General features: G+C 72.8%; 16 protein-coding genes. 11 read left to right on the plus strand and 5 right to left on the minus strand.

Annotation, left to right across the window (positions count from 1 at the left end; all coding sequences use genetic code 11):
* Positions 1–451: 451 nt before the first annotated feature.
* Together ABZV42_RS22770 and ABZV42_RS22775 are read right to left on the minus strand one after the other, a co-directional pair.
* Entirely contained in the window at positions 452–2,068 is a 1,617-nt protein-coding gene (locus ABZV42_RS22770; protein WP_356053321.1) for a DUF5691 domain-containing protein, read from the minus strand.
* A gap of 169 nt (positions 2,069–2,237) precedes the next feature.
* Positions 2,238–3,593: an SWIM zinc finger family protein gene (locus ABZV42_RS22775; RefSeq protein ID WP_356053323.1), complete on the minus strand. Its 1,356-nt coding sequence runs from the start codon at positions 3,591–3,593 to the stop codon at positions 2,238–2,240.
* 133 nt (positions 3,594–3,726) lie between these two features.
* On the opposite strand from ABZV42_RS22775, the gene ABZV42_RS22780 reads away from it, so the two are divergent.
* From ABZV42_RS22780 to sucD, 5 genes are all read left to right on the plus strand, one after another.
* Positions 3,727–4,872: an AAA family ATPase gene (locus ABZV42_RS22780; RefSeq protein ID WP_355976057.1), complete on the plus strand. Its 1,146-nt coding sequence runs from the start codon at positions 3,727–3,729 to the stop codon at positions 4,870–4,872.
* Positions 4,873–4,937: 65 nt separating this feature from the next.
* Positions 4,938–7,586: a DUF5682 family protein gene (locus ABZV42_RS22785; RefSeq protein WP_356053416.1), complete on the plus strand. Its 2,649-nt coding sequence runs from the start codon at positions 4,938–4,940 to the stop codon at positions 7,584–7,586.
* Positions 7,583–8,746: a VWA domain-containing protein gene (locus ABZV42_RS22790; protein WP_356053325.1), complete on the plus strand. Its 1,164-nt coding sequence runs from the start codon at positions 7,583–7,585 to the stop codon at positions 8,744–8,746. The genes ABZV42_RS22785 and ABZV42_RS22790 overlap by 4 nt, the downstream gene beginning before the upstream one ends.
* Before the next feature lie 404 nt (positions 8,747–9,150).
* Positions 9,151–10,329, plus strand: coding sequence for an ADP-forming succinate--CoA ligase subunit beta (sucC, locus tag ABZV42_RS22795; protein ID WP_355976053.1), 1,179 nt, complete (start codon positions 9,151–9,153; stop codon positions 10,327–10,329).
* Positions 10,330–10,350: 21 nt separating this feature from the next.
* Positions 10,351–11,235, plus strand: coding sequence for a succinate--CoA ligase subunit alpha (sucD, locus tag ABZV42_RS22800; protein WP_355976051.1), 885 nt, complete (start codon positions 10,351–10,353; stop codon positions 11,233–11,235).
* 77 nt (positions 11,236–11,312) lie between these two features.
* Here sucD and ABZV42_RS22805 read toward each other — a convergent pair whose 3' ends face one another.
* A complete protein-coding gene (locus ABZV42_RS22805) occupies positions 11,313–12,557 on the minus strand; it encodes a helix-turn-helix domain-containing protein (protein ID WP_355976049.1) in 1,245 nt (414 codons plus the stop codon).
* Positions 12,558–12,665: 108 nt separating this feature from the next.
* Here ABZV42_RS22805 and ABZV42_RS22810 point away from each other — a divergent pair, with 108 nt between their 5' ends.
* On the plus strand, positions 12,666–14,474 hold the full coding sequence (locus ABZV42_RS22810) for a DUF6350 family protein (RefSeq protein ID WP_356053327.1): 1,809 nt from the start codon (positions 12,666–12,668) through the stop codon (positions 14,472–14,474).
* 211 nt (positions 14,475–14,685) lie between these two features.
* Here the strand turns inward: ABZV42_RS22810 and ABZV42_RS22815 are convergent, their stop codons facing one another.
* Entirely contained in the window at positions 14,686–15,567 is an 882-nt protein-coding gene (locus ABZV42_RS22815; RefSeq protein ID WP_355976045.1) for a hypothetical protein, read from the minus strand.
* A gap of 469 nt (positions 15,568–16,036) precedes the next feature.
* Between ABZV42_RS22815 and purN the strand changes: the two genes are divergently transcribed.
* Both purN and purH read left to right on the plus strand, forming a co-directional pair.
* A complete protein-coding gene (gene purN / locus ABZV42_RS22820) occupies positions 16,037–16,657 on the plus strand; it encodes a phosphoribosylglycinamide formyltransferase (RefSeq protein WP_355976042.1) in 621 nt (206 codons plus the stop codon).
* On the plus strand, positions 16,654–18,243 hold the full coding sequence (purH, locus tag ABZV42_RS22825; protein WP_355976039.1) for a bifunctional phosphoribosylaminoimidazolecarboxamide formyltransferase/IMP cyclohydrolase: 1,590 nt from the start codon (positions 16,654–16,656) through the stop codon (positions 18,241–18,243). The genes purN and purH overlap by 4 nt, the downstream gene beginning before the upstream one ends.
* A gap of 130 nt (positions 18,244–18,373) precedes the next feature.
* On the opposite strand, the gene ABZV42_RS22830 is transcribed toward purH, so the two are convergent.
* The gene (locus ABZV42_RS22830) at positions 18,374–19,012 is read right to left on the minus strand and encodes a hypothetical protein (RefSeq protein WP_355976036.1); all 639 of its coding nucleotides are present in this window, start codon (positions 19,010–19,012) and stop codon (positions 18,374–18,376) included.
* Between the two features lie 336 nt (positions 19,013–19,348).
* On the opposite strand from ABZV42_RS22830, the gene ABZV42_RS22835 reads away from it, so the two are divergent.
* The 3 genes from ABZV42_RS22835 (at position 19,349) to ABZV42_RS22845 (ending at position 22,426) form a co-directional block, all read left to right on the plus strand.
* Positions 19,349–20,203 (plus strand): bifunctional methylenetetrahydrofolate dehydrogenase/methenyltetrahydrofolate cyclohydrolase, encoded by an 855-nt coding sequence (locus tag ABZV42_RS22835; protein ID WP_081218974.1) that lies wholly within the window; start codon positions 19,349–19,351, stop codon positions 20,201–20,203.
* A gap of 307 nt (positions 20,204–20,510) precedes the next feature.
* On the plus strand, positions 20,511–21,011 hold the full coding sequence (locus ABZV42_RS22840) for a DUF3017 domain-containing protein (RefSeq protein ID WP_356053329.1): 501 nt from the start codon (positions 20,511–20,513) through the stop codon (positions 21,009–21,011).
* A 467-nt stretch (positions 21,012–21,478) separates the two neighbouring features.
* Positions 21,479–22,426 carry a DUF2690 domain-containing protein gene (locus ABZV42_RS22845; RefSeq protein ID WP_355976031.1) on the plus strand — a complete coding sequence of 316 codons (948 nt, stop codon included), beginning with the start codon at positions 21,479–21,481 and terminating at the stop codon, positions 22,424–22,426.
* The last annotated feature ends 460 nt before the right edge of the window (positions 22,427–22,886 follow it).

Genomic DNA, 22,886 nt, shown 5'->3' on the forward strand with positions numbered 1-22,886 from the left:
CCGGGTGACTCCGCCGTTCCGGCTGAGTGCTGAGTGCCTTCGCCGTTCCGGGTGGGTGCTGGGTGCCTTTGCCGTGCCGGGTGAGGCGGGGTGCTTTCGCCGTTCCGGCTGACCGCCGGGTGTCTCGCCGGCTCGCGCGAGTGCGGGGTGCCCCTCGCCGACTCCCGGAGATCGGCGACCCCCGGGTATCTCCGGCGCCGGATTGTGCCGGGGCCGGAGTGAGTCGGCGCAGGAGTGTTCCGGGATCGCGAGGGTTCTCCCGGGGCGCTGGGGCTGCGGCCTTTTGGGCTCGCCCGGGCTTCGGCTCTTCGGGCTCGCCCCGGTCCTCCGGGTTCTCCAGTGTCCGGGGAGTTGCGAGCCGGGTGTGGCACGGGCCGGGAAGCCGGGCGGGCCGGAACCCGGCCGGGAAGCCGGGAAGCTGCCGCCCGGGTGAGAGTGGTGGAGGGGTGGGTCATGGCGTCGTGAGTTCGGCGGACATGGCCGCTCTCAGCCGCAGGGTCGTCACGAGCCGCTGGAAGGCCTCGGCCCAGTAGTCGCCGGCGCCCGGTGCGGTGTGCTCCGACTCGTCCGGGACCGAGGTGAGACCCTCGAGCCGCCCGGCCTCCACGGGGTCGAGGCAGCGTTCGGCCAGCCCCATCACCCCGCTGAAGCTCCACGGATAGCTTCCCGCGTCCCGCGCGATGTCGAGCGCGTCGACCACCGCCCGCCCCAGGTTCCCCGCCCAGGGCACCGCGCACACCCCGAGCAACTGGAACGCCTCGGACAGCCCGTGCGTACCGATGAACCCCGCCACCCACTCGGCGCGCTCCCCGGAACCCAGAGTGGCGAGCAGCTTGGCCCGCTCGGCCAGCGAAACTGCCCCCGGCCCGCCGGCCTCCGGAGCGGAGGGCGACCCGAGGAGCGCCCTCGACCAGGCGGGATCGCGCTGCCGCACCGCCGCCCGGCACCACGCCGCATGCAGCTCCCCCTGCCAGCCGTCCGCCACGGGCAGGGCCACCACTTCTTCCGGTGAACGCCCGCCGAGCCGCTCCCGCCAGGTCACGAGCGGTGCCGCCTCGACCAACTGGCCGAGCCACCAGGACCGTTCACCTCGGCCGGCCGGAGGCTTCGGCACCACCCCGTCCCGCTCCATCGCGGCGTCGCACTCGTGCGGCGCCTCGACCGCGATCTCCGGTGTCCCGTGCGTGCGGTCGACGGCCACGCAGGTGACAGCCCTCGCCGCCATCCTCGAGGCGAGCGCTGAACCCGGCAGAGCGGACAGCAGCTCCGCCGCCGTGGCCCGCACGTTGCGGCTCCTGTCGGCCAGGGACCGCTCGAGGAACGCCTCGTCCTCGGCACACAGTCCGGACCGGAGCGAGTCCAGGAACATCAGCCGGTCCTCGGCCCGCTCCGTCGCCCAGGTCGCGACGAGCAACTCGCGTCCGGCGGAAGGATCTTTGGCCCGGACGGCGGCCAGCAGCGCGACCCGCTCCGCGAACAGGCCCTCCTGCCAAAGCCGTTGTATCTCATCGGCCTCCTCCGGCAGCGCGGCGGCGCCGCCCGACGAGGAGCGCAGAGCGAACCGCCACTCCGGGTTCAGCCGGGCCAGCCACAGGGCCCGTGGCCCGGCGAAGGCGAGTGCGGCGGGCCGCAGGTCCGTCCGCCCCCGGGCCGCGTCGAGAAGCGCTGGAAGGGTCTGCGGAGGCGCGGCGAATCCTCGCGTGTTCGCCAGGGCCAGCCACTGGGGCAGCAGCTCCATGAGGTCGGGAGCCGCGCCTCTGCGGCCGCCGCCGCCCGCGCCGGGGCGGTCCGCCAGCAGAGTCGCCAGCCTTCGGGCGGCGGCGGGCGGCAGCGCGGTGCGCGGGTCCGGCGCCGCGGGCTCTGGACGGGCCGCCGCCCGGGCCGGCCGTACCCCGGCCCGCCGCCGTACGGTCTCCACGGCTGCCGCGTCCAGCAAACCCGCAGGAGCCCGCCGCCCGGAGTGCTGTCCGGGAAGGGTTCGCCTGTCGGTGCCGAGCAGCGCCACGGTGACGAGCTCCTCCCAGGAACCGCCGACGGGCGCGCCCGCCGGAGCCGGGGTCGTGTTCATGAGCGTCCTTTCCGTACGGAGGGCATCAGTGGCCGCCGGACTGCCGGTCGCCGGGCTGTCGGCCGAGGTGGCGACGGCGGCGAAGGCGGCGGTGCGGTGAAGGTGGCGACGGCGGGGGGTGCGGTGAGGGCGACGACCGTGTTGAGACTGTTGGGGGTGGCGAGCGCGGTCAGCACAGCGGCACCGCCTCGCCCTCGCCCAGTGGCCATGCGGTCAGCGGAGTGAAGCCGCGGTGGCCGCACTCGCCGAAGACCGTGACCGGGGCCCCGCCGGACAGGGCGACCAGGCGCCACAGTTCCGGGCGGGACAGCGAGGAAGGGCTGAGCGGAAGGGCCGACTCGCCGTCCGCGTCGGCGAGTTGCCACGAGTCGCCGTCCGGGGTCGGGACCACCCGCTCCAGGGTGACCGGGCAGGAGTCCAGCCAGGGGTCGGACCGCAGGGCCTCTCCGTAACGGGCGGCTGACTGGAGCGTGGTCAGCCCTGTCGGCCGTAGGGTCTCGGGCGCCGGAGGGGTGAACCGCTCGCCCAGCGCCGCCCGCAGCCGGCCGTCACCCGGGTACGCGGACAGCTCGGCCTCGAAGGCCAGCCCCACGGGAAGCGCCAGTTCGGGTGCCCGGCCTGCCGCGCCGTAGGAGAGGAGCAGGGCCGTGCGGCCCGACTCGGCGCCGTACAGCCAGATCCTGCGTGTCGTGAGCCGCGCGTCCGCCGTGTCGTACTGCGCGAGGACGAGCCAGCGGTCCCGCAGCGGCGGCCCGTCCGCGGAGCCGGGCACCCCGACGCGGGAACGGACCGTCGCGGCCAGGCCGTCCGGCAGCCGCTCGCGCCGCAGCCAGCCCTGGTCGAGAAGATGCAGCAGCGCGCACTCCTCAAGCAGCCGGACGGGCCAGCCAGGTCCCGACGAGGGGATCGCCCCCAACTCCCGCACACGCGCGGCCAGACCGGGCGCCTGTGCGTCGACCATCCGGGCCGCCGTCTCCTCCCACATCCCGTACCCCGCCCGCTCCGCGGAGGCGAGGCCGCCGCGCAGCAGATCCGCCAGCCGCTGCTCCAGCTCGGCCGCCCCCGCGGTGATCCGCTCGGCCCGCCGCTCCGCCCTGCGCCGCGCCGCCTCGGGATCACCCGTCGAGGAAGCTCCAGATCCCCCGCCCGCCGCGCTCCTGCTTTGCGCGCGACTGCGCCTTGCCTCCAGCCACTCGGCGGCCCAGTCCGGCGCCTGCCCCGACGGCACGGCTCCGTCCGCGCTCGCCCAGAGCAGCAGCAGTCCCAGCGCGTGCTTGCACGGGAACTTCCGGCTCGGGCAACTGCACTTGTAAGCGGGCCCCGCCGAGTCCGCGATGTCGACGACCGTCTGATACGGCTTGCTGCCACTTCCCCTGCACAGTCCCCATACCGTCCCCTCCTCGGTGGTGCCCGCCTGCGACCACGGTCCGGCCGCGCCGAGCTTGCTCCCCGCCTTGCGTGACGCGGCGTCAGGCGCCAGTGCCAGCACCTGATCCGCCGTCCAGCGCACCGCCTGCTGTGTCATGTCATCGAAGGTAGATCCCGCCACTGACAATCGATGCTCGCGAGCGTATTCGCGCAGGTCAGGGCGCATTGTCAGTGGCGTGGTGCACGGTGGAACCAGATCCGAACCGGCCGAGCTGGAGGGGGACCGAGGCATGTCCGTGTCCGTTGAACCGACGTCCGTTGACGCACCCGCGGGAGAGAGGGGGGCGAGCCGGCCGAGCGAGGCGCTGCGGCCGCACGCCGAGCACGCCTTCGCCGCCGAACTCGCCGCACTCGCAGCGCAGGACGACCGGCCCCGCCCGGAACGCTGGCTGCTCTCGCCCTGGGCCGTGGCGACCTATCTGCTGGGCGGCACACTGCCGGACGGCACCGTGATCACCCCCAAGTACGTGGGGCCGAGGCGCCTCGTCGAGGTCGCCGTCACCACCCTCGCCACCGACCGGGCCCTGCTTCTGCTCGGTGTGCCCGGGACCGCGAAGACCTGGGTGTCCGAACATCTGGCGGCCGCCGTCAGCGGTGACTCGACGCTGCTCGTGCAGGGCACGGCCGGCACACCGGAGGAGGCCATCCGGTACGGCTGGAACTACGCGCGGCTGCTCGCCCACGGGCCCAGCCGGGACGCGCTCGTGCCGAGCCCGATCATGCGGGCCATGGCCGAGGGCATGACGGCCCGCGTCGAGGAACTCACGCGCGTACCCGCGGACGTGCAGGACAGCCTGATCACGATCCTCTCCGAAAAGACCCTGCCGATACCGGAATTGGGTCAGGAGGTGCAGGCCGTGCGCGGGTTCAACCTGATCGCCACGGCCAACGACCGCGACCGCGGTGTCAATGAGCTCTCCAGCGCGCTGCGCCGCCGTTTCAACACGGTGGTCCTGCCGCTGCCGGAGAGCGCCGAAGCCGAGGTCGACATCGTCTCGCGCCGCGTCGACCAGATCGGCCGCTCCCTCGATCTGCCCGCCGTGCCCGACGGCGTGGACGAGATCCGCCGGGTCGTCACCGTCTTCCGCGAGCTGCGTGACGGCATCACGTCCGACGGCCGGACGAAGCTGAAGTCGCCCAGCGGCACACTGTCCACGGCCGAGGCGATCTCCGTCGTCACCAACGGCCTCGCCCTGGCCGCCCACTTCGGCGACGGTGTCCTGCGGGCGGGTGATGTCGCCGCCGGCATCCTCGGAGCCGTCGTGCGCGACCCGGCGGCCGACCGCGTCATCTGGCAGGAGTATCTGGAAGCGGTCGTCCGCGAGCGGGACGGCTGGAAGGACTTCTACCGCGCCTGCCGCGAGGTGAGCGTATGAGTGCCGGGCTGGACACCGGGCCGCCCGTGACGGAGGGCGGCACGCGGGTCCGGGCCCCGGGTCCGTTGCTGCTCGGTGTGCGGCATCACGGACCCGGGTCGGCGCGGGCCGTACGGGCGGCGCTGGAGGCGGCGGCTCCCCGGGTCGTGCTGATCGAGGGGCCGCCCGAGGCGGACGCGCTGGTCCCGCTGGCCGCCGACAAGGACATGCGGCCCCCCGTGGCGCTGCTCGCCCATGTCGTGGACGAGCCCGGGCACTCGGCCTTCTGGCCGCTGGCCGAGTTCTCACCCGAGTGGGTGGCGATCCAGTGGGCCCTGGAGCACGGGGTGGCGGCCCGTTTCATCGACCTCCCGGCCGCCCACACCCTGGCCTGGGGGAGAGAGGAGACGGACCCCGACGGGGACGGGGCGGGGAGCGCGCCCGCCGGCACATCGCCCTCCGCCGGGAACCCCGGAGCGTCCGGCCCGGAAGGAGACCTGGGCCCGGCAGGCGATCCCGCCCCGGCGGGTGATCCCGGAGCACCGGACCCGGCCGATGGTTCCGGACGTCCCCTCGACGCGGCGGCCGTTCGGATCGACCCTCTCGCGATGCTCGCCGAGACGGCCGGGTACGACGACCCGGAGCGCTGGTGGGAGGACGTGGTCGAGCACCGGGCCGGTGCGGCGGACGACCCGTTCGCGCCGTTCGCCGTGCTGGAGGAGGCCATGGCTTCGCTGCGCGAGGTGTTCGGGACCGGGGGCCACGACCGGGACCTGGTGCGCGAGGCGTACATGCGGCTCCAGATCCGGGCGGCGCAGCGGGAGCACGGGGACGGCGTGGCCGTGGTGTGCGGGGCCTGGCACGTGCCCGCGTTGCGGCAGCGGGCCACGGTCGGCGCGGACCGGGCGCTCCTCAAGGGCCTGCCCAAGGCCAAGGCCGAGCTGACCTGGGTGCCGTGGACGCACCGCAGGCTGTCCCGGGCCGGCGGGTACGGGGCGGGCATCGACTCGCCGGGCTGGTACGGGCATTTGTTCAGCGCCCCCGACCGCCCCATCGAGCGGTGGATGACCAAGGTGGCCCGGCTGCTGCGTGACGAGGACCGGGGCGTGTCGTCGGCCCATGTCATCGAGGCCGTGCGACTTGCCGACACGCTCGCCGCCATGCGCGGTCGCCCGCTGCCCGGACTGACCGAGACCACCGACGCCGTCCGGGCCGTGATGTGCGAGGGCTCGGACGTCCCCCTGGAACTGGTGCGGGACCGGCTCGTGGTCGGCGAGGTGCTCGGGGAGGTGCCGGAGTCCGCACCGGCGGTGCCGTTGCAGCGGGACCTCACCCGCTCGCAGCGGCGGCTGAGGCTCAAGCCCGAGGCGCTGGAGCGGGAGGTGGAGCTCGACCTGCGCAAGGAGACCGACGCGGGGCGCAGCACTCTGCTGCACCGGCTGCGGCTCCTGGGGGTCGACTGGGGCGAACCCGCGGTGTCACGCGGCAGCACGGGCACCTTCCGGGAGACCTGGCGGCTCCGCTGGGAGCCGGAGCTTTCGGTGCGGGTCGCCGAGGCAGGTGTCTGGGGGACGACCGTTCCGGCCGCCGCGACGGCCAAGGCCGAGGCGGACGCCGTCGGCGCGCCGTCCCTCGCGGATGTCACGGCGCTCGCCGAGCACTGCCTCCTCGCCGAACTCCCGGACGCGCTGCCCGCGGTGATGCGGGTGCTCGCCGACCGCGCCGCCCTCGACACGGACGTGGGCCATCTCGCGCAGGCCCTGCCCGCGCTGGTCCGCTCCCTGCGCTACGGCGACGTACGCGGCACCGACACCCACGCCCTCGCCGATGTCGCGGCCGGCCTCGCCGAGCGCGTCTTCGTCGGCCTCCCCCCGGCCTGTGCCGCTCTCGACAGCGACGCCGCCGAGGAGATGCGCGGCCACGTCGACGCCGTGCACGGGGCGGTGGGACTGCTGGGGGAGGCGACCGGGCGGGCCGCCGAGGCCGGTGGTGTCCGCCGCCGCTGGCACTCGGTGCTGCGGGTGCTCGCGACGCGGGACACCGTGCCGGGGGTGCTCAGAGGCCGGGCGGTCCGGCTGCTCCTGGACGAAGGGGAGCTGTCACAGGGGGAGGCGGCGCGGCTCATGGGTCTCGTGCTGTCACCCGGCACGGAGCCCGCGGACGGGGCCGCGTGGATCGAGGGGTTCGTCGGCGGCGGCTCCGGCGGCATGCTGCTCGTGCACGACGAACGGCTGCTCGCCCTGGTCGACACCTGGCTGACCGGGGTGCCGACGGAGGCGTTCACCGATGTGCTGCCGCTGCTGCGCCGGACGTTCTCGGCGTACGAGGCAGGGGTGCGCAGAACCCTGGGGGAGCTCGTCCGGCGCGGCCCGGCGCCGCGGGCGAACGCCGGGGCCACGGGCTCCGGCATACCCGGCTACGCCCCCGATCTCGACCCCGCGCGCGCAGACGCCGTGCTGTCCACGCTGAGCCTGCTCCTGGGACTGGGCGATCCCGACACCACCGCCGCAGACATCGCTGCCGACATCGACGTCGGCATCGGAGCCGACGCCGACATCAGTACGCGCATCGGAGCCGGCTCAGGCACGGACACCCACGCCGGCTCAGGCACCGGGACCAGAGCCGGCACCGACACCGACACCGACACCGGCACCGACACCGGCACCGGCACCGGGACCACCGCCGCCGGCACCGACATAGGTACCGAAAACGATCTTGTGAGGGTGGCTCCATGACCGAGGTGGTGGCGGACGCCGGGGAAGAGCGGCTGCGGCGATGGCGGCTGGTGCTCGGCGGCGACGAGGCGGACGGCACCGGATGCGTGCTCTCCGGCCGGGACGCGGCCATGGACGGGGCGCTGAGCGCGCTCTACGGGAAGGGGAACCCGGGGCGCCCGGGGCGGGAGCGGTCGGCGGGGCTCGGGGCGTCGGCGCCGTCGGTCGCGCGCTGGCTCGGCGACATCCGGACGTACTTCCCCTCCTCCGTCGTCCAGGTGATGCAGCGGGACGCCATCGACCGGCTCGGGCTGTCCGCCCTGCTCCTGGAGCCCGAGATGCTGGAGGCGGTGGAGGCCGACGTACACCTGGTGGGCACGCTCCTCTCCCTCAACAAGGTCATGCCGGAGACGACGAAGGAGACCGCGCGGGCCGTGGTGCGCAAGGTCGTCGAGGACCTGGAGAAGCGCCTCGCCAGCCGCACCCGGGCCACGCTCACGGGCGCCCTCGACCGCAGCGCCCGGATCAGCAGACCCCGCCATCACGACATCGACTGGAACCGCACGATCGCGGCCAACCTGAAGCACTACCTGCCCGAGTACCGCACGGTCGTGCCCGAGCGGCTGATCGGCTACGGGCGTGCCTCGCAGTCCGTGAAGAAGGAGGTCGTCCTCTGCATCGACCAGTCGGGCTCGATGGCCGCGTCGGTCGTCTACGCCTCCGTGTTCGGCGCCGTGCTGGCGTCGATGAGGTCCATCGCCACCCGGCTCGTCGTCTTCGACACGGCCGTCGTCGACCTCACCGACCAGCTCGACGACCCGGTCGACGTCCTCTTCGGCACCCAGCTCGGCGGCGGCACGGACATCAACCGGGCACTCGCCTACTGCCAGTCGCAGATCACCAGACCGGCCGACACGGTCGTCGTCCTCATCAGCGACCTGTACGAAGGCGGCATCCGCGACGAGATGCTCAAGCGGGTCGCGGCGATGAAGGCGTCGGGGGTGCAGTTCGTGACGCTGCTCGCGCTGTCCGACGAGGGGGCGCCCGCGTACGACCGTGAGCACGCGGCGGCGCTCGCGGCGCTCGGCGCGCCGGCGTTCGCCTGCACACCCGATCTGTTTCCCGAGGTGATGGCGGCGGCGATCGAGAAGCGGCCGCTTCCGATACCGGACGCCGGGTGAGGGCTTCCGGCGTGACCGCGGACGACCGGTTTCGCCCGGTTCGGGAACCCGGACGGCCGAAGGGCGGCGGATCCACCCGACCGGACCTCTGTGCGCCCGCCGACGGTCTCCCCGAGGGGTGCAGTCGGCCGCGTGGGGTGCTGGACGGCTGCTCACAGGGCCCTCACCCGGCGATCCCCGGCCTGGTGAGGACCCGTGTCGGCCCGATCTGTGACAGGTATCACCGCTGAGGTGTGACCTGCGATTTAGGGACCCGCGCCCCACGGCGATAACCTGCGAGACGGACATGCCGCGCGCTCGGACACCGTGTGCGCCACCCTTGTGACAAGCGGACGTCACGTTGCCCTTCGCGGCACGCCCACGCATCCAACGAACCGCGAGATCACTGATAGGGACGGACGCGCGTGGACCTGTTCGAGTACCAGGCGAGGGACCTCTTCGCCAAGCACGGTGTACCGGTGCTGGCCGGTGAAGTCATCGACACGCCTGAGGCAGCCCGCGAGGCGACCGAGCGTCTTGGCGGCAAGTCCGTCGTCAAGGCCCAGGTGAAGGTCGGTGGCCGCGGCAAGGCCGGCGGCGTCAAGCTCGCCGCCACCCCGGACGAGGCCGTCGCCCGCGCGACGGACATCCTCGGCATGGACATCAAGGGCCACACGGTCCACAAGGTGATGATCGCCGAGACCGCGCCCGAGATCATCGAGGAGTACTACGTCTCGTACCTCCTCGACCGTACGAACCGCACCTTCCTCGCCATGGCGTCCGTTCAGGGCGGCGTGGAGATCGAGGTCGTCGCGGAAGAAAACCCCGAGGCCCTCGCGAAGGTCCCGGTCGACGCCAACGAAGGCGTGTCGATCGAGAAGGCCCGCGAGATCGTCGCCCAGGCGAAGTTCCCGGCTGAGGTGGCCGAGCAGGTCGCCGAGATCATGGTGACGCTGTGGGACACCTTCATCAAGGAGGACGCCCTCCTCGTCGAGGTCAACCCCCTCGCCAAGGTCGCCTCCGGCAAGGTCATCGCCCTCGACGGCAAGGTGTCCCTGGACGAGAACGCCGAGTTCCGCCAGCCGGACCACGCCGCGCTCGAGGACAAGGACTCGGCCAACCCGCTCGAGGCCGCCGCCAAGGCCAAGAACCTCAACTACGTCAAGCTCGACGGTGAGGTCGGCATCATCGGCAACGGCGCGGGTCTCGTCATGAGCACCCTCGACGTCGTCGCGTACGCCGGTGAGAACCACGGCGGCGTGAAGCCGGCCAACTTCCTCGACATCGGCGGCGGCGCTTCTGCCGCGGTCATGGCGAACGGCCTGGAGATCATCCTGGGCGACCCGGACGTCAAGTCCGTGTTCGTCAACGTCTTCGGTGGCATCACCGCCTGTGACGAGGTCGCCAACGGCATCGTCCAGGCGCTCCAGCTGCTCGCCGACAAGGGCGAGGCTGTGACCAAGCCGCTGGTCGTGCGTCTCGACGGCAACAACGCCGAGCTGGGTCGCAAGATCCTTTCGGATGCCAACCACCCGCTGGTCCAGCGCGTGGACACCATGGACGGCGCGGCCGACAAGGCCGCCGAGCTCGCGGCTGCGAAGTAAGGGACGAGGGACTAAACAGCCATGGCTATCTTCCTCAACAAGGACAGCAAGGTCATCGTCCAGGGCATGACCGGTGCCACGGGTATGAAGCACACCAAGCTCATGCTCGCGGACGGCTCCAACATCGTCGGTGGTGTGAACCCGCGCAAGGCGGGCACGTCCGTCGACATCGACGGCACCGAGATCCCGGTCTTCGGCACGGTCGCCGAGGCGATGGAGAAGACGGGCGCCAACGTGTCCGTCCTCTTCGTGCCGCCGGCCTTCGCGAAGGCCGCCGTCGTCGAGGCGATCGACGCGGAGATCCCCCTCGCGGTCGTCATCACCGAGGGCATCGCCGTCCACGACTCCGCCGCCTTCTGGGCGTACGCGAAGTCGAAGGGCAACAAGACCCGCATCATCGGCCCGAACTGCCCCGGTCTCATCACCCCGGGTCAGTCCAACGCCGGCATCATCCCGGGCGACATCACGAAGCCGGGCCGCATCGGCCTGGTCTCGAAGTCCGGCACGCTGACGTACCAGATGATGTACGAGCTCCGTGACCTCGGCTTCTCGTCCGCCGTCGGCATCGGTGGCGACCCGGTCATCGGTACGACGCACATCGACGCGCTCGCCGCGTTCGAGGCCGACCCCGACACCGACCTGATCGTCATGATCGGCGAGATCGGCGGGGACGCCGAGGAGCGTGCGGCTGACTTCATCGCGAAGAACGTGACGAAGCCGGTCGTCGGCTACGTCGCCGGCTTCACCGCGCCCGAGGGCAAGACCATGGGCCACGCCGGCGCCATCGTCTCCGGCTCCTCCGGCACGGCCGCCGCGAAGAAGGAGGCCCTCGAGGCCGCGGGCGTCAAGGTCGGCAAGACGCCGACCGAGACGGCCAAGCTCGCGCGCGAGATCCTCGCGGGCTGAGCCGACGCCAGACCGTATGCCGGTGGGCCCGCACCCTTTGGGGGGTGCGGGCCCACCGGCGTTCTCCGTCCGGGGCGTCAGCGGTTCTCGGGGACCAGCCGCTCCGGGCCCTTCATCTCCTGGGACCTCAGCCGGGCGCGGAGCTTCACCTCCGCCGCGGAGAGCGGCCCCGGTGCGGCCCTGGGCGGCAGGCCGTGGATGGTCTCCGGCGGTGAGAGGGGAGCCTCGTAGTGGTCCGGGGCCGTGCCCAGCGTCAGGGCGGTCACCCCGATCAGCAGGACCGTGAAGGCGATCGCCGCCCGGGTCCACTGCTGGGCCCGGCGCTCGCCGTACCAGCGGACCGTGCGGGGCTTCGCCGCCCGCAGCCGCTCCGCGCCCGCGAGTTCGGCGAGCCGCCAGTGCAGGTCCTCCGGCGACGCCAGTTCCGGCAGCTTCGCGGTGACGGCCTCGCGCGCGTGCAGCACCCGGTTGGCCGCCGCGGGCGTGCTCGCCTCCGTCTCGGCCGCGGTTTCCGGGAGCCCCAGCCCCACACCGTCGTACAGCACCAGCGTGCGCCGGTACACGGGCGGCAGATCGAGGAGTACGTCGAGCAGGGCGCGGTCCGCGGCCGCGGCGGGCGGTGCCTCCGGATGGCGGTAGCGCGGGCGCAGCCGGTGCCAGGGGGAGAGCGCGTACTCGTAGGCCGTCGCGCGCACCCATCCGGCCGGGTCCCGGTCCACGGCGACCTCGGGCCAGCGGTACCAGGCCTGCTGAAAGGCTCGTTCCACGGACTCGCGGGCGAGTTCGCGCCGCCCGGTCAGCAGATAGGCCTGTCGTACGAGGGCGGGGGCGCAGAACGCGTAGAGCGCGTCGAAGGCCTGAGCGGGTGTCAGGGACGGCTCGGAGAGGCCGGCGGGTCCGTCCTCGGCGAGATGCTCCTCGAGGAGCATCTCCTCGGCCAGGTGCCGCGCAGATCGCTCCCCGGCTCGGGCGGAACGTTTCCTTCCCGCGGCGGCCCGCTCCCCGGGGACGGCGATGGCCGGTTCCCCGCGGTCGACGGTGGCCGGTTCCCCGCAGGCGGCGGCCCCCACCAGCTCGGACCCGATTTCCTCCTGAGGGATGCTCACCTCCGCCCGGACGCGGGCCGGATCGGTCGTGAGGAGCCTTGTGTACGCCTCCCGCATGTGCCCGCGCGGGGCCGAACGGCCGGTCTCCCACGAGCGCACCGTCGCCCGGCTGACGCCGAGCCGGGTCGCCACGTCGGTCTGGGTCAGCGACTGTTCCTCGCGCAGACGGCGGCGCTCCTTGGGCGCCGGCAGCGGGGTGGCGGGGCTCTGTGTCACGTCGGGTTCCACAGATTGCCCCTTCGTACGAAAAAGTACATAACTGCATATTGAGCGACACATCCGGGGTTCGCCTGTTACGACGGGAAAGCGCGTGTCGTTGGGAACATGAGGGCCGTGACCCAAATCACCGACCGCAGGCTCTCGTTGTCGCACCTGCTCACCCGGATGCGCGACCGATCACCCGGACTGGCCGCGAGCCTCCTGGGCGGCGTCCTCGCCGCGGGGCTGGGGCTCGCCTCGTTCGCCGTACTCGTCATGGTCCTGTGGATCAGCTCGCCATATCCGGACAGCGGTCCGGGCGGGGCGCTGCATGCCGCCGCCGCCCTCTGGCTGCTCGCCCACGGCGTGGAGCTGATCCGCACCGACACCCTGTCAGGCCTGCCGATGCCGGTGGGTGTGACTCCTCTTCTTCTCCTCGCCCTTCCGGTGTGGCTGCTGCACCGGGCCGCACGGGAGGCGGCCGACGTCACGGCGGCGTCGTCGCCGCGTACCGCGTGGGCCGGCGTCGTGGCCGGCTATCTGTCCGTCGCCTGGGCCGCGGTCCTGTACGCCTCGGGCGGGACGCTGCGTCCCTCCTGGGCCTGGGCGGCGATCTGCCTCCCGCTCCTCGCGGTGATCGCCGCGGGTGCGGGGGTCTGGACGGCGTACGGGCGCCCGTGGGGACCGAGGCCGTTCCGGGGGAAGCGGGCGGCGAAGATCCTTCCGCCCGCCGGGGGGCGTCCCCTCGGAGGGCGTCCGGTCTCGGCCGTACGCCGTCTCGTCACCGCCGACGACCGGGTGCTCGGCGGCGCCGCGCGGGCCGCCGCGGCCGGGGTCGCGGTCCTCGTCGGAGGCGGGGCCCTGCTCGTGGCGACGTCGCTCGTGTGGCACGGCGACACGGCTCGCGCCTCGTTCGTCCAGCTCACCGGGGGGTGGTCGGGCCGGTTCGCCGTACTCCTGCTGTGCCTGGTCCTGGTGCCGAACGCGGCCGTGTGGGGGGCCGCTTACGGACTCGGACCCGGTGTCGTCCTGAGCGCGGGTCATGTCGCCGGCCCACTCACCGCGACCGTCCCGGGGGCGCACGCATCGACCGAGCTGCTCCCCGCGTTTCCGCTGCTCGCGGCACTGCCGCAGGCGGGATCGGGCGCGCCGTCGGTCTGGCTGAGCGGGCTGGTGCCGCTGGCCGCCGGTGTGACGGTGGCGTGGTTCACGGTGAAGGCGGGGGCCGCGCAGGGAGTCCCGGGCCGGGAGGAGCCCTGGCCGCTCGGGCGGACGGTGACCGCCGTGTCGATCGCCGCCGGATGGTGCGGTGTCGCGCTCGGTGTGCTCGCCGGGCTGGCCGGCGGGCCGCTGGGAGTCCGCGCCCTGACCCATTTCGGGCCGGTGTGGTGGCAGGTGGGGCCCGCTACGGCGCTGTGGACGGCGGTCGTCGGGATTCCCGTCGCGGCGGGCGCGGCCGCATGGAGGGACCGGGGACGGGCGGCCGTCAGGCGTGCGGGTGCCCGCCGGGACAGGCGCGCGATCGGGCGGACTGCGTGGCTCAGGGCGCGTGCCTGGACGCCGTGGCGAGGGAACGCCTCCGCGATGCCGATGCCGACGCCGGTTCCGCTCCAGGGGTCGCGGTCCGGCGCCGGCCGGGTCGAGCCCGGGGTGCTGGAGTCCGTCATCGAGAGCTTCGACCCGTACGAGTCGTACGACCCCGACGACTCCTACGACCCGTTCGAGCCGTACGACCCGCTGCCGGGGGAGGCCACGCCGGGCACCTGGTACGGGGATCTGTCGAGAGAGACCCGCTGGGAGGCCCTGAGGAAGGCGAGCGGGTCTCCCGAGCCGGACGGGCCGGACGGGCCGAAGGGGCCGGAGAGTCCGGAGGACCGGAAGGGCCCGGCGGACGAGGGGAATCCGTACGAGAGCCCCCAGAGTCCCGAGGGGTAGGGCTCCGGGTCCGGGGGCGGGCCGGAGGATTCGGGCCCGGACGCCATGGGGACAGCTCGCCCGCTGACCCGGGACCGTTTCCCGACCACGAGGGTCCGGGCGGTTCCGGCGGGTTCCGCCGGGCTCCGGGGAGCCCGGCGGCGGACCGGCCTCCTGCCCGGCGAGGCACCGGCCTCCTGCCCGGCGACGGAGCCGGGCGGGAGGCGGGGCGTCAGTTGTGGGTGCCCAGCAGTCCGCGCAGGTCCTTCGGCAGAAGGTCGTTGCAGGACTGCTTGGCGGCGTTCGTCAGCGCGTCGTTCGTGCAGGAGTAGAAGTCGCTGTAGACGAGGTGGGCCGTGAAGACCCCGGCGACCAGCACGATGGCCAGCGACGCGGTCACGATGCCGCTCACCGCGGCCGTCATCTGCGGGCGATTGTTCGGATCGGGTGCCGGGGCGTCCGGGTTCGCCGCGCGGGCCTTGGAACGCAGCGCGCTGCCGCCCCAGTAGAGGGCGAGCGCGCCGAGCAGCAGCGCCACATACGGCCAGCCGAAGAGGACGAAGAAGAACGCCCACATGCCGGAGAGCAGCGCGTACCGGGCGCGGCGCTGGGCCGGGTCCGTCGGGTCCCAGCGCATGCCCCCGCCGGGCGTGCCGCCCGGACCTTCGGGACCGTCCTGCCCCTGCCCCTGCCCCTGCGGCGCGCCCGGCCGGTCGCCGAAACCGCCGCCGCTTGAAGGTCCGGGCTGCCGGTCGCTCCACTGGCTGCCCCACGGGGAGTTGCCGGGGTCCTGCTGTCCGTCCCCGCCGCTCTCGCCGGAGCCCTGTCCGGGCCGGCGCGGCTGCCAGGGCCGGTCGGGTGTCCCCTCCGGCGGCGGCGCGAACGGGTTGTCGTCCTGGCCGGAGGGAGAGGCCGGGCCGGCAGGGGGAGTGCCGGGCGCGTCGGGGCCGTGCTCTTCCGAGGGGCCGCCGCCTCCTCCCGCCGAGCCGCCGTCGTTCCCGTCCGCGGAGCCGGGCCCGCCTGTGGAGCCGTCCCCGCCCGATTTCGGCGGGGTGGACGAAGGACGCCGCTCGCGCAGCAGGAGCGGAGGGAGTCGGAGACTGCGGTCCGGCATCAGGTGAGCGTCTTCCCCTTGGTGGTTCTGGCAGGCGTGTCCACACGGTTTGGCCGCTCGTTACGCGCGCCCCGAGCCGGTCCTCCCGGGCTGACGCCTCGGGCCGGTCCGCCCCGGACAGACGTCCCGAGCTTCGCACTCCGGACTCGCGCCCCGAGCTTCGTACCCCCGGACACACGCTCCGGATGTCTCCGGGGCCCGTGTCACAGGTGGTGCCGGGGCCACGCCCCGGACGTTCGTCCTCGTCCCAGGTCAACGTCCCGCGCGCGCAGGGCGTTCCCCGTGCCGGAGGCGTCCCCGGGTGGATCCTCCCCAGACGCTACCTTCCGGCCTCGCCCCCGTCCCGTGGGGGCCGCCCGGTGTGCCGGTATCGTTGCTGACGGTCGGCCGCTTCGTAGACTTCCCCGTATCCCGGGGCGCGAAGCATTCGTACGACCGTACAAACGCTCCCCCGAGAAAGGGCCCTCTCGTGGCCAAGACCAAGCGCCTCGTCGTGCTGGTCTCCGGATCAGGTACGAATCTGCAGGCACTGCTCGACGCCGTCGCGGAGGCGGGCCCGGCGGCCTACGGTGCCGAGATCGTGGCCGTCGGCGCCGACCGGGACGGCATCGAGGGGCTCGCGCGGGCCGAGCGTGCCGGGCTCCCGACCTTCGTGCGCAAGGTCAGGGACCACGGCAGCCGGGACGAGTGGGACCAGGCACTGGCCGAGGCGACCGCCGCGTACGAGCCCGACCTCGTCGTCTCCGCCGGGTTCATGAAGATCGTGGGCAAGGAATTCCTCGCCCGGTTCGGCGGCCGGTTCGTCAACACGCATCCCGCGCTGCTCCCCAGTTTTCCCGGCGCCCACGGCGTCCGTGACGCGCTCGCGTACGGAGCCCGGGTCACCGGCTGCACCGTCCACTTCGTCGACGACGGCGTCGACACCGGACCGATCATCGCCCAGGGCGTGGTCGAGATCCGCAACGAGGACGACGAGAGCGCTCTGCACGAGCGCATCAAGGAAGTCGAGCGAAGGCTGCTCGTCGATGTCGTGGGGCGGCTCGCCCGCAACGGCTATCGCATCGAGGGACGAAAGGTAGTTATCCAGTGACCGCCGACAGCACAGTCACGGCCGAGAGCACCGAGGGCACCAAGCGGGTCATCCGTCGCGCGCTCGTCAGCGTGTACGACAAGACCGGTCTCGAGGAGCTGGCCCGCGGGCTGCACGCGGCCGGCGTCGAGCTCGTCTCCACCGGGTCCACCGCCGCGAAGATCGCCGCGGCCGGGGTGCCCGTCACCAAGGTGGAGGAGCTCACCGGCTTCCCCGAGTGCCTGGACGGCCGGGTCAAGACCCTGCACCCCAAGGTCCACGCCGGGATCCTCGCCGATCTGCGCCTGGAGAGCCACCGGCAGCAGCTCGCCGAGCTCGGCGTCGAGCCGTTCGACCTCGTCGTCGTCAACCTCTACCCGTTCCGGGAGACGGTCGAGTCCGGGGCGAGCCCCGACGAGTGCGTCGAGCAGATCGACATCGGCGGTCCCTCGATGGTCCGCGCGGCGGCCAAGAACCACCCCTCCGTCGCCGTCGTCACCAGCCCCGACCGCTACGGCGACGTCCTCGGCGCCGTCCAGCACGGCGGCTTCGACCTGCACACCCGTAAGCGGCTCGCCGCCGAGGCCTTCCAGCACACGGCCGCGTACGACGTCGCCGTCGCCTCCTGGTTCGCCTCCTCGTACGCGCCGGCCGACGACTCCGGGTTCCCCGACTTCCTCGGTGCCACCTGGGAGCGCGCGCACACCCTCCGGTACGGCGAGAACCCGCACCAGCCCGCCGCGCTCTACACCTCCGGCACGGGCGGTCTCGCCGAGGCCGAGCAGCTGCACGGCAAGGAGATGTCGTACAACAACTACACGGACACGGACGCCGCGCGCCGTGCCGCGTACGACCACGAGGACCCCTGCGTCGCGATCATCAAGCATGCCAACCCGTGCGGGATCGCCGTCGCGTCGAATGTCGCCGAGGCGCACCGCAAGGCGCACGCCTGTGACCCGCTGTCCGCGTTCGGCGGTGTGATCGCGGTCAACCGCCCGGTCACCAAGGAGATGGCCGAGCAGGTCGCGGAGATCTTCACCGAGGTCATCGTCGCGCCCGAGTACGAGGACGGCGCCCTCGAAGTCCTCACCAAGAAGAAGAACATCCGCGTGCTGCGGGCCCACAAGGCCCCGGCCGCCCCCGTCGAGATCAAGCCCGTCGACGGCGGCGCGCTGCTCCAGGTCACCGACCGGCTCCAGGCCGACGGCGACAACCCGGCGAGCTGGACCCTGGCCACCGGTGACACCCTCAGCGAGGGCGAGCTCGACGAGCTGGCCTTCGCCTGGCGCGCCTGCCGCGCGGTGAAGTCCAACGCGATCCTGCTCGCCAAGGACGGCGCCTCGGTCGGCGTCGGCATGGGCCAGGTCAACCGGGTCGACTCCGCGAAGCTCGCGGTCGAGCGGGCGGGCGCCGAGCGTGCCCGTGGCTCGTACGCCGCCTCGGACGCGTTCTTCCCGTTCCCCGACGGCCTGGAGATCCTCGCCGACGCGGGCGTCAAGGCCGTGGTCCAGCCCGGCGGCTCGGTCCGCGACGAGCTGGTCGTGGAGGCCGCGAAGAAGGCCGGCGTCACGATGTACTTCACCGGTACGCGCCACTTCTTCCACTGATCCGGTTCCACTGATCCGGTTCCGGTGATCCGGTGAACCGGTGATCCGGGCCCACCGAGCCGGCAGGAAACGCGAGGGCCGTGTCCCCCCTGGTACGGGGTGGACACGGCCCTCGGTGCGCAGCGGACGTTCAGTAGCGGGGGCGGTTGAACCACGCGGCGCCGGACGGCGCGATCATCGCCGCCGCCATCACGCCGCCGAAGCCGATCCACAGCAGCGAGAACACCAGCGCCGCCGAGGAGCTGGCGTTCGCCGCGTTGATAAGGCCGAGGACGCCGAACAGGGAGCCCAGGATGCCGTACACCATGGTGGTGATACGGATGCCCTGGCCGCCTCTGGTGAACTTGACGCCCAGCGTGATCGACAGACCCGCGAGGGCCAGGAAGAGCAGCGCGATCACGAAGATGATGCCCGCGGAGTCGTGGCCGATGTTGGACAGGCCGTTGTTGCCGAAGGTGTCCTCGCCCGCGTTGGACGCGTCGTTGATCGTGGCGGCACCGAAGATGGCGAAGATGCCGATCAGGATCTGGACGCCCGCCACGATGTAGAGCAGCACGCGGGCGGTCACCATCAGGCCCGGCATGGTCTGCGGCATCATGTTGCCGCCCGGGTAGCCGGGGTACGCGGGCTGCTGCGGGTAGCCGTAGCCCTGCGGGGGCACGCTCGGCGGGGCCTGCGGGTACCCGTAGCCCGGAGGAGCGGCCGGCGGTGCGGCGGGAGGCTGCTGCGGCGGCGGGCCGTAAGGGTTGTTCGGGTCGCCGAAACTCATGGCGGGGTTCCTCCGTTGCCTGGTGCGGGGACTACGCGCGGCACGGTTCGGAGGAATTTCTACAGAGCGGTCCGTCCCCCCGGTACTGCCCGCGGCACTGTATGTGCTCATCGTTCTTTAGCAGTCTCTTACTTGTCCAGCGCGATTCCGTATGTGTTGTCCAAGTGCAACATGAGTGATCATGGCCGGATACGGGCGAATCGGTCGTCCGGCGGCTGCCGGGAGGCCGCCGCGAGGCCGCTGAAGTGCGGCGGAAGGGCAGCGGGGCGGGCCGTTCCGTGGTTGCCGCGGCCCCGGATTGGGACCTGGGCCGCGTCATCCGGGAGGATGGGGGTCATGACCGCCCAGATTCTCGATGGCAAGGCCACCGCAGCCGCGATCAAGTCCGACCTGACCGTCCGCGTGGCGGCCCTGAAGGAGAAGGGCGTCACGCCCGGCCTCGGGACGGTCCTGGTCGGGGACGACCCCGGAAGCCAGAAGTACGTAGCGGGCAAGCACCGCGACTGTGCCCAGGTCGGCATTGCCTCCATCCAGCGCGAACTGCCCGCCACCGCCACGCAGGAAGAGATCGAGGCGGTGGTCCGCGAGCTGAACGAGGACCCCGCCTGCACCGGCTACATCGTCCAGCTGCCGCTCCCCAAGGGCATCGACGAGAACCGCATCCTGGAACTGATGGACCCGGACAAGGACGCGGACGGCCTGCACCCGATGAACCTCGGGCGTCTCGTCCTCAACGAGCCCGCCCCGCTGCCCTGCACCCCCAACGGCGTCCTCACGCTCCTGCGCCGCTACGGCGTGGAGATCAAGGGTGCCGAGGTCGTGGTCGTCGGCCGCGGTGTCACCATCGGGCGCCCGATGCCGCTGCTGCTGACGCGGCGCAGCGAGAACGCCACGGTCACCCAGTGCCACACCGGTACCCGTGACCTCTCCGCGCACCTCAAGCGCGCCGACATCATCGTCGCCGCCGCCGGCTCCGCGCACCTCATCCGGGCCGAGGACGTGAAGCCGGGCGCCGCCGTCCTCGACGTCGGTGTCTCGCGCAGCGCCGAGGGCAAGATCGTCGGCGACGTCCACCCGGACGTGGCCGAGGTCGCCGCCTGGATCTCCCCGAACCCGGGCGGTGTCGGCCCGATGACCCGGGCCCAGCTGCTCGTCAACGTGGTGGAAGCGGCGGAGCGCAGTGTCGGCTGACGGCAACACCAACGAGTCCGGGGCCGGCGCGGGGCGCGCCGGCACCGAGTCGGCTGTGCGGGAGGCGGAGTTGAAGACCGAGGCGAAGCCGGGTCCTGGGGCCGAGGCAGGTACCGGGGCTGGGGCTGGTACCGGGGCTGAGGCTGAGGGCCGGGCTGAGGTCGCGGCCGGGGTCCGGTCCGTAGCCGGGGCCGAGGCTGCGACCGAGAGCAAGGCCGAGTCTGTGGCTGAGGCCGCGGGTGGGGCTGGGTCTGTGTCCGAGGACGAGGGCGAGTCTGAGGCTGTGGGCGGGGCTGGGTCTGGGTCTGTGTCCGAGGACGAAGCCGAGTCTGATGCTGCGGGCGGGTCTGAGGCTGAGGCTGAGGACGGGGCTACCGTCCGGGACGCGATCAGCGCGCCCGATGCCCAGGGGAAGCCGCGGCGCGTCACTCGGCGCTTCCCGCTCTTCACGCGCGACACTGCACGTCCCGAGGGCGGCGGCCGGGCGGCGTCCGGGGACGCCCCGGCGCCCGCGCGCCAGTGGCCCATCCTCACCGTGCTGTCCGCCGTCGCGCTCGGCCTGCTGCTCACCGCGCTCGACGTGTTCCGCGTCGGCACGATCCTGATCGGCGCCGCGCTGCTCGCGGGTGCCGTGATGCGATGGATGCTGCCCAGCGTCGGCATGCTCGCGGTCCGCTCCCGCTTCACGGACATGCTCACCTACAGCGTCCTGGGCGTCGCCATCGTGGTGCTCGCGCTGATGGCCCAGCCCAACCCGTGGCTGGTGATCCCGTTCCTGGACGACACCCTGCATTTCACGGTCCGCTGAGCCCGGGCCGGCTTGCGTGCCGGCCCGGCTGTGCGTGCCGGTGGTCCGTCCTCTCCTTCGGGGAGGGCGGGCCTCGTCGTTTCCGTGACCTTCACGTCTGCGTCCGGATCTGCGTCCACGTCCACGCGCGTGGTTCGGGTTCTCGTTCCGGAAACGACGGCGGCCCGTCCTCTCCCCCGAGTCAAGGACGGGCCGCGGTCGGGCGAGTGTTCCGCCCGGGGTCAACCCTTGTGCACGAGTACGTGCCGTTCAACAGCTCGCGGTCCCCTGTGGCACGGAAGTGACCATTCCGGCACGGTGTGCGCGCCGTATGACGGGAACCGTTCAACTCTGGCTGGCAGAAGGGGCGTTGACCTCTTGATCCACCGCCCTCTGCCCTCCCGTCCGCGCCGGTGGAACACTGGACCGTGGCCCGGCGGGCGTGCGACGACAATTGGGCACGTTCCGGGGGAAGTAGGGGGAAATGAATGGCTCGTTGGAAGGCCCTGCCGGATGAACTCGATCCGCGGGTCACGGAGTTCGTCGGTCAGCTGCGACTGCTCGTCGACCGGAGCGGCTTGGGCATCGCGGCGGTGGCCGACCGCACGGGCTACAGCAGGACCTCCTGGGAGCGCTACCTGAACGGCGGGCTGCTCGCGCCCAAGGGAGCGGTCGTCGCGCTGGCCGAGGCGACCGGGGCCAGTCCCGTGCATCTGGCGACGATGTGGGAGCTGGCCGAGCGTGCCTGGAGCCGTTCGGAGATGCGTCACGACTCGACGATGGAGGCGATACGGGTGTCCCGGGCGCGCGCCGCGCTGGGGGAGTTCGGGCCGCCTTCGGCCAAGAAGGGCGGCTGGGGGGCTGTCGAGGGCGAGGGCGGGGGCGAGGTTGGGAGCGGAGGGCCTGAGCCGGAGGACGCGCGGCCCGCGGGTGCCGGCTCCGCCCGGCGGAAGCGGCGACTGACCGTGTTCCTCACCGGTGTCGTGGGGGTCCTGGTCGTTGGCGCGGCCGCCGTCTACCTCACCCGGGGCGGGGAGAAGAAGGACGCGGGCGGTACGCCGAAGACGCCGGCGGCCTCCGTGAGCGCTCGGCCCGATCTGCCGCCCGGGGTGAAGTGCAGTGGGGCCTCGTGCACCGGGAAGGACCCCGAGACCATGGGCTGCGGCGGCCGGCTGACCACGACGACGACCAGTGTGACGGTGGGGACCACGCTGGTGGAGGTGCGGTACAGCAAGACGTGCGGGGCGGCTTGGGCCCGGGCCACGCGGGCGGGAGCGGGGGACCGGGTCGAGGTGTCCTCGGGGGGAGCGGCGACGCAGACGGCTGTGGCGGGCGCGGACGTGTACACGTACACGCCGATGGTCGCTGTGAAGGTCGCCGGTTCCGCGAAGGCTTGCGCGGTGCTCAGGTCGGGGCAGCGGGGGTGCACCTCGTAGCGGGTGCGCTCGCGCCGGCGTTCGGTGCCTGTGCCTGTGCCGGTGCCGGTGCTGGGCAACGGTGTTGTGCGGCCCGCGGTTCCGGTCCGGTGGTTGGGTCGGGGCCGTGCCGGTGCATCAGCCCGTCGCCGTTGGGTGAGGCGTGAGCGTCGGTGGCGACGGGCATTGATGTACCGGCACGGCCCCTTCCGTGCGTTTCCGGCTGCGGGAGCGTTTCCGGCTGCGGCTTCGGCTGCGTGGTGGCTTGGTGGGGGACCTTCGGTGCTTGAGGTGTGGGGGTCGGAAGGTGCTTTGGTGGTGGGTGGAGAAAACTTCGGGTTTGGGGGATTGAGCTGGTTCTGAGGGGGCAGGCGGACCGTACCCCCACGGGATCCGGCGCTGTCGGGAAGGGGGGAGATCCCTTCCCGGAGTTCCTGGTACCCCCTTTGGCGGTCGCCGAGTTCACCCTCTCCCGAGCCCG

This window comes from Streptomyces sp. NPDC005281, assembly GCF_040607495.1.
Lineage (GTDB): Bacteria > Actinomycetota > Actinomycetes > Streptomycetales > Streptomycetaceae > Streptomyces.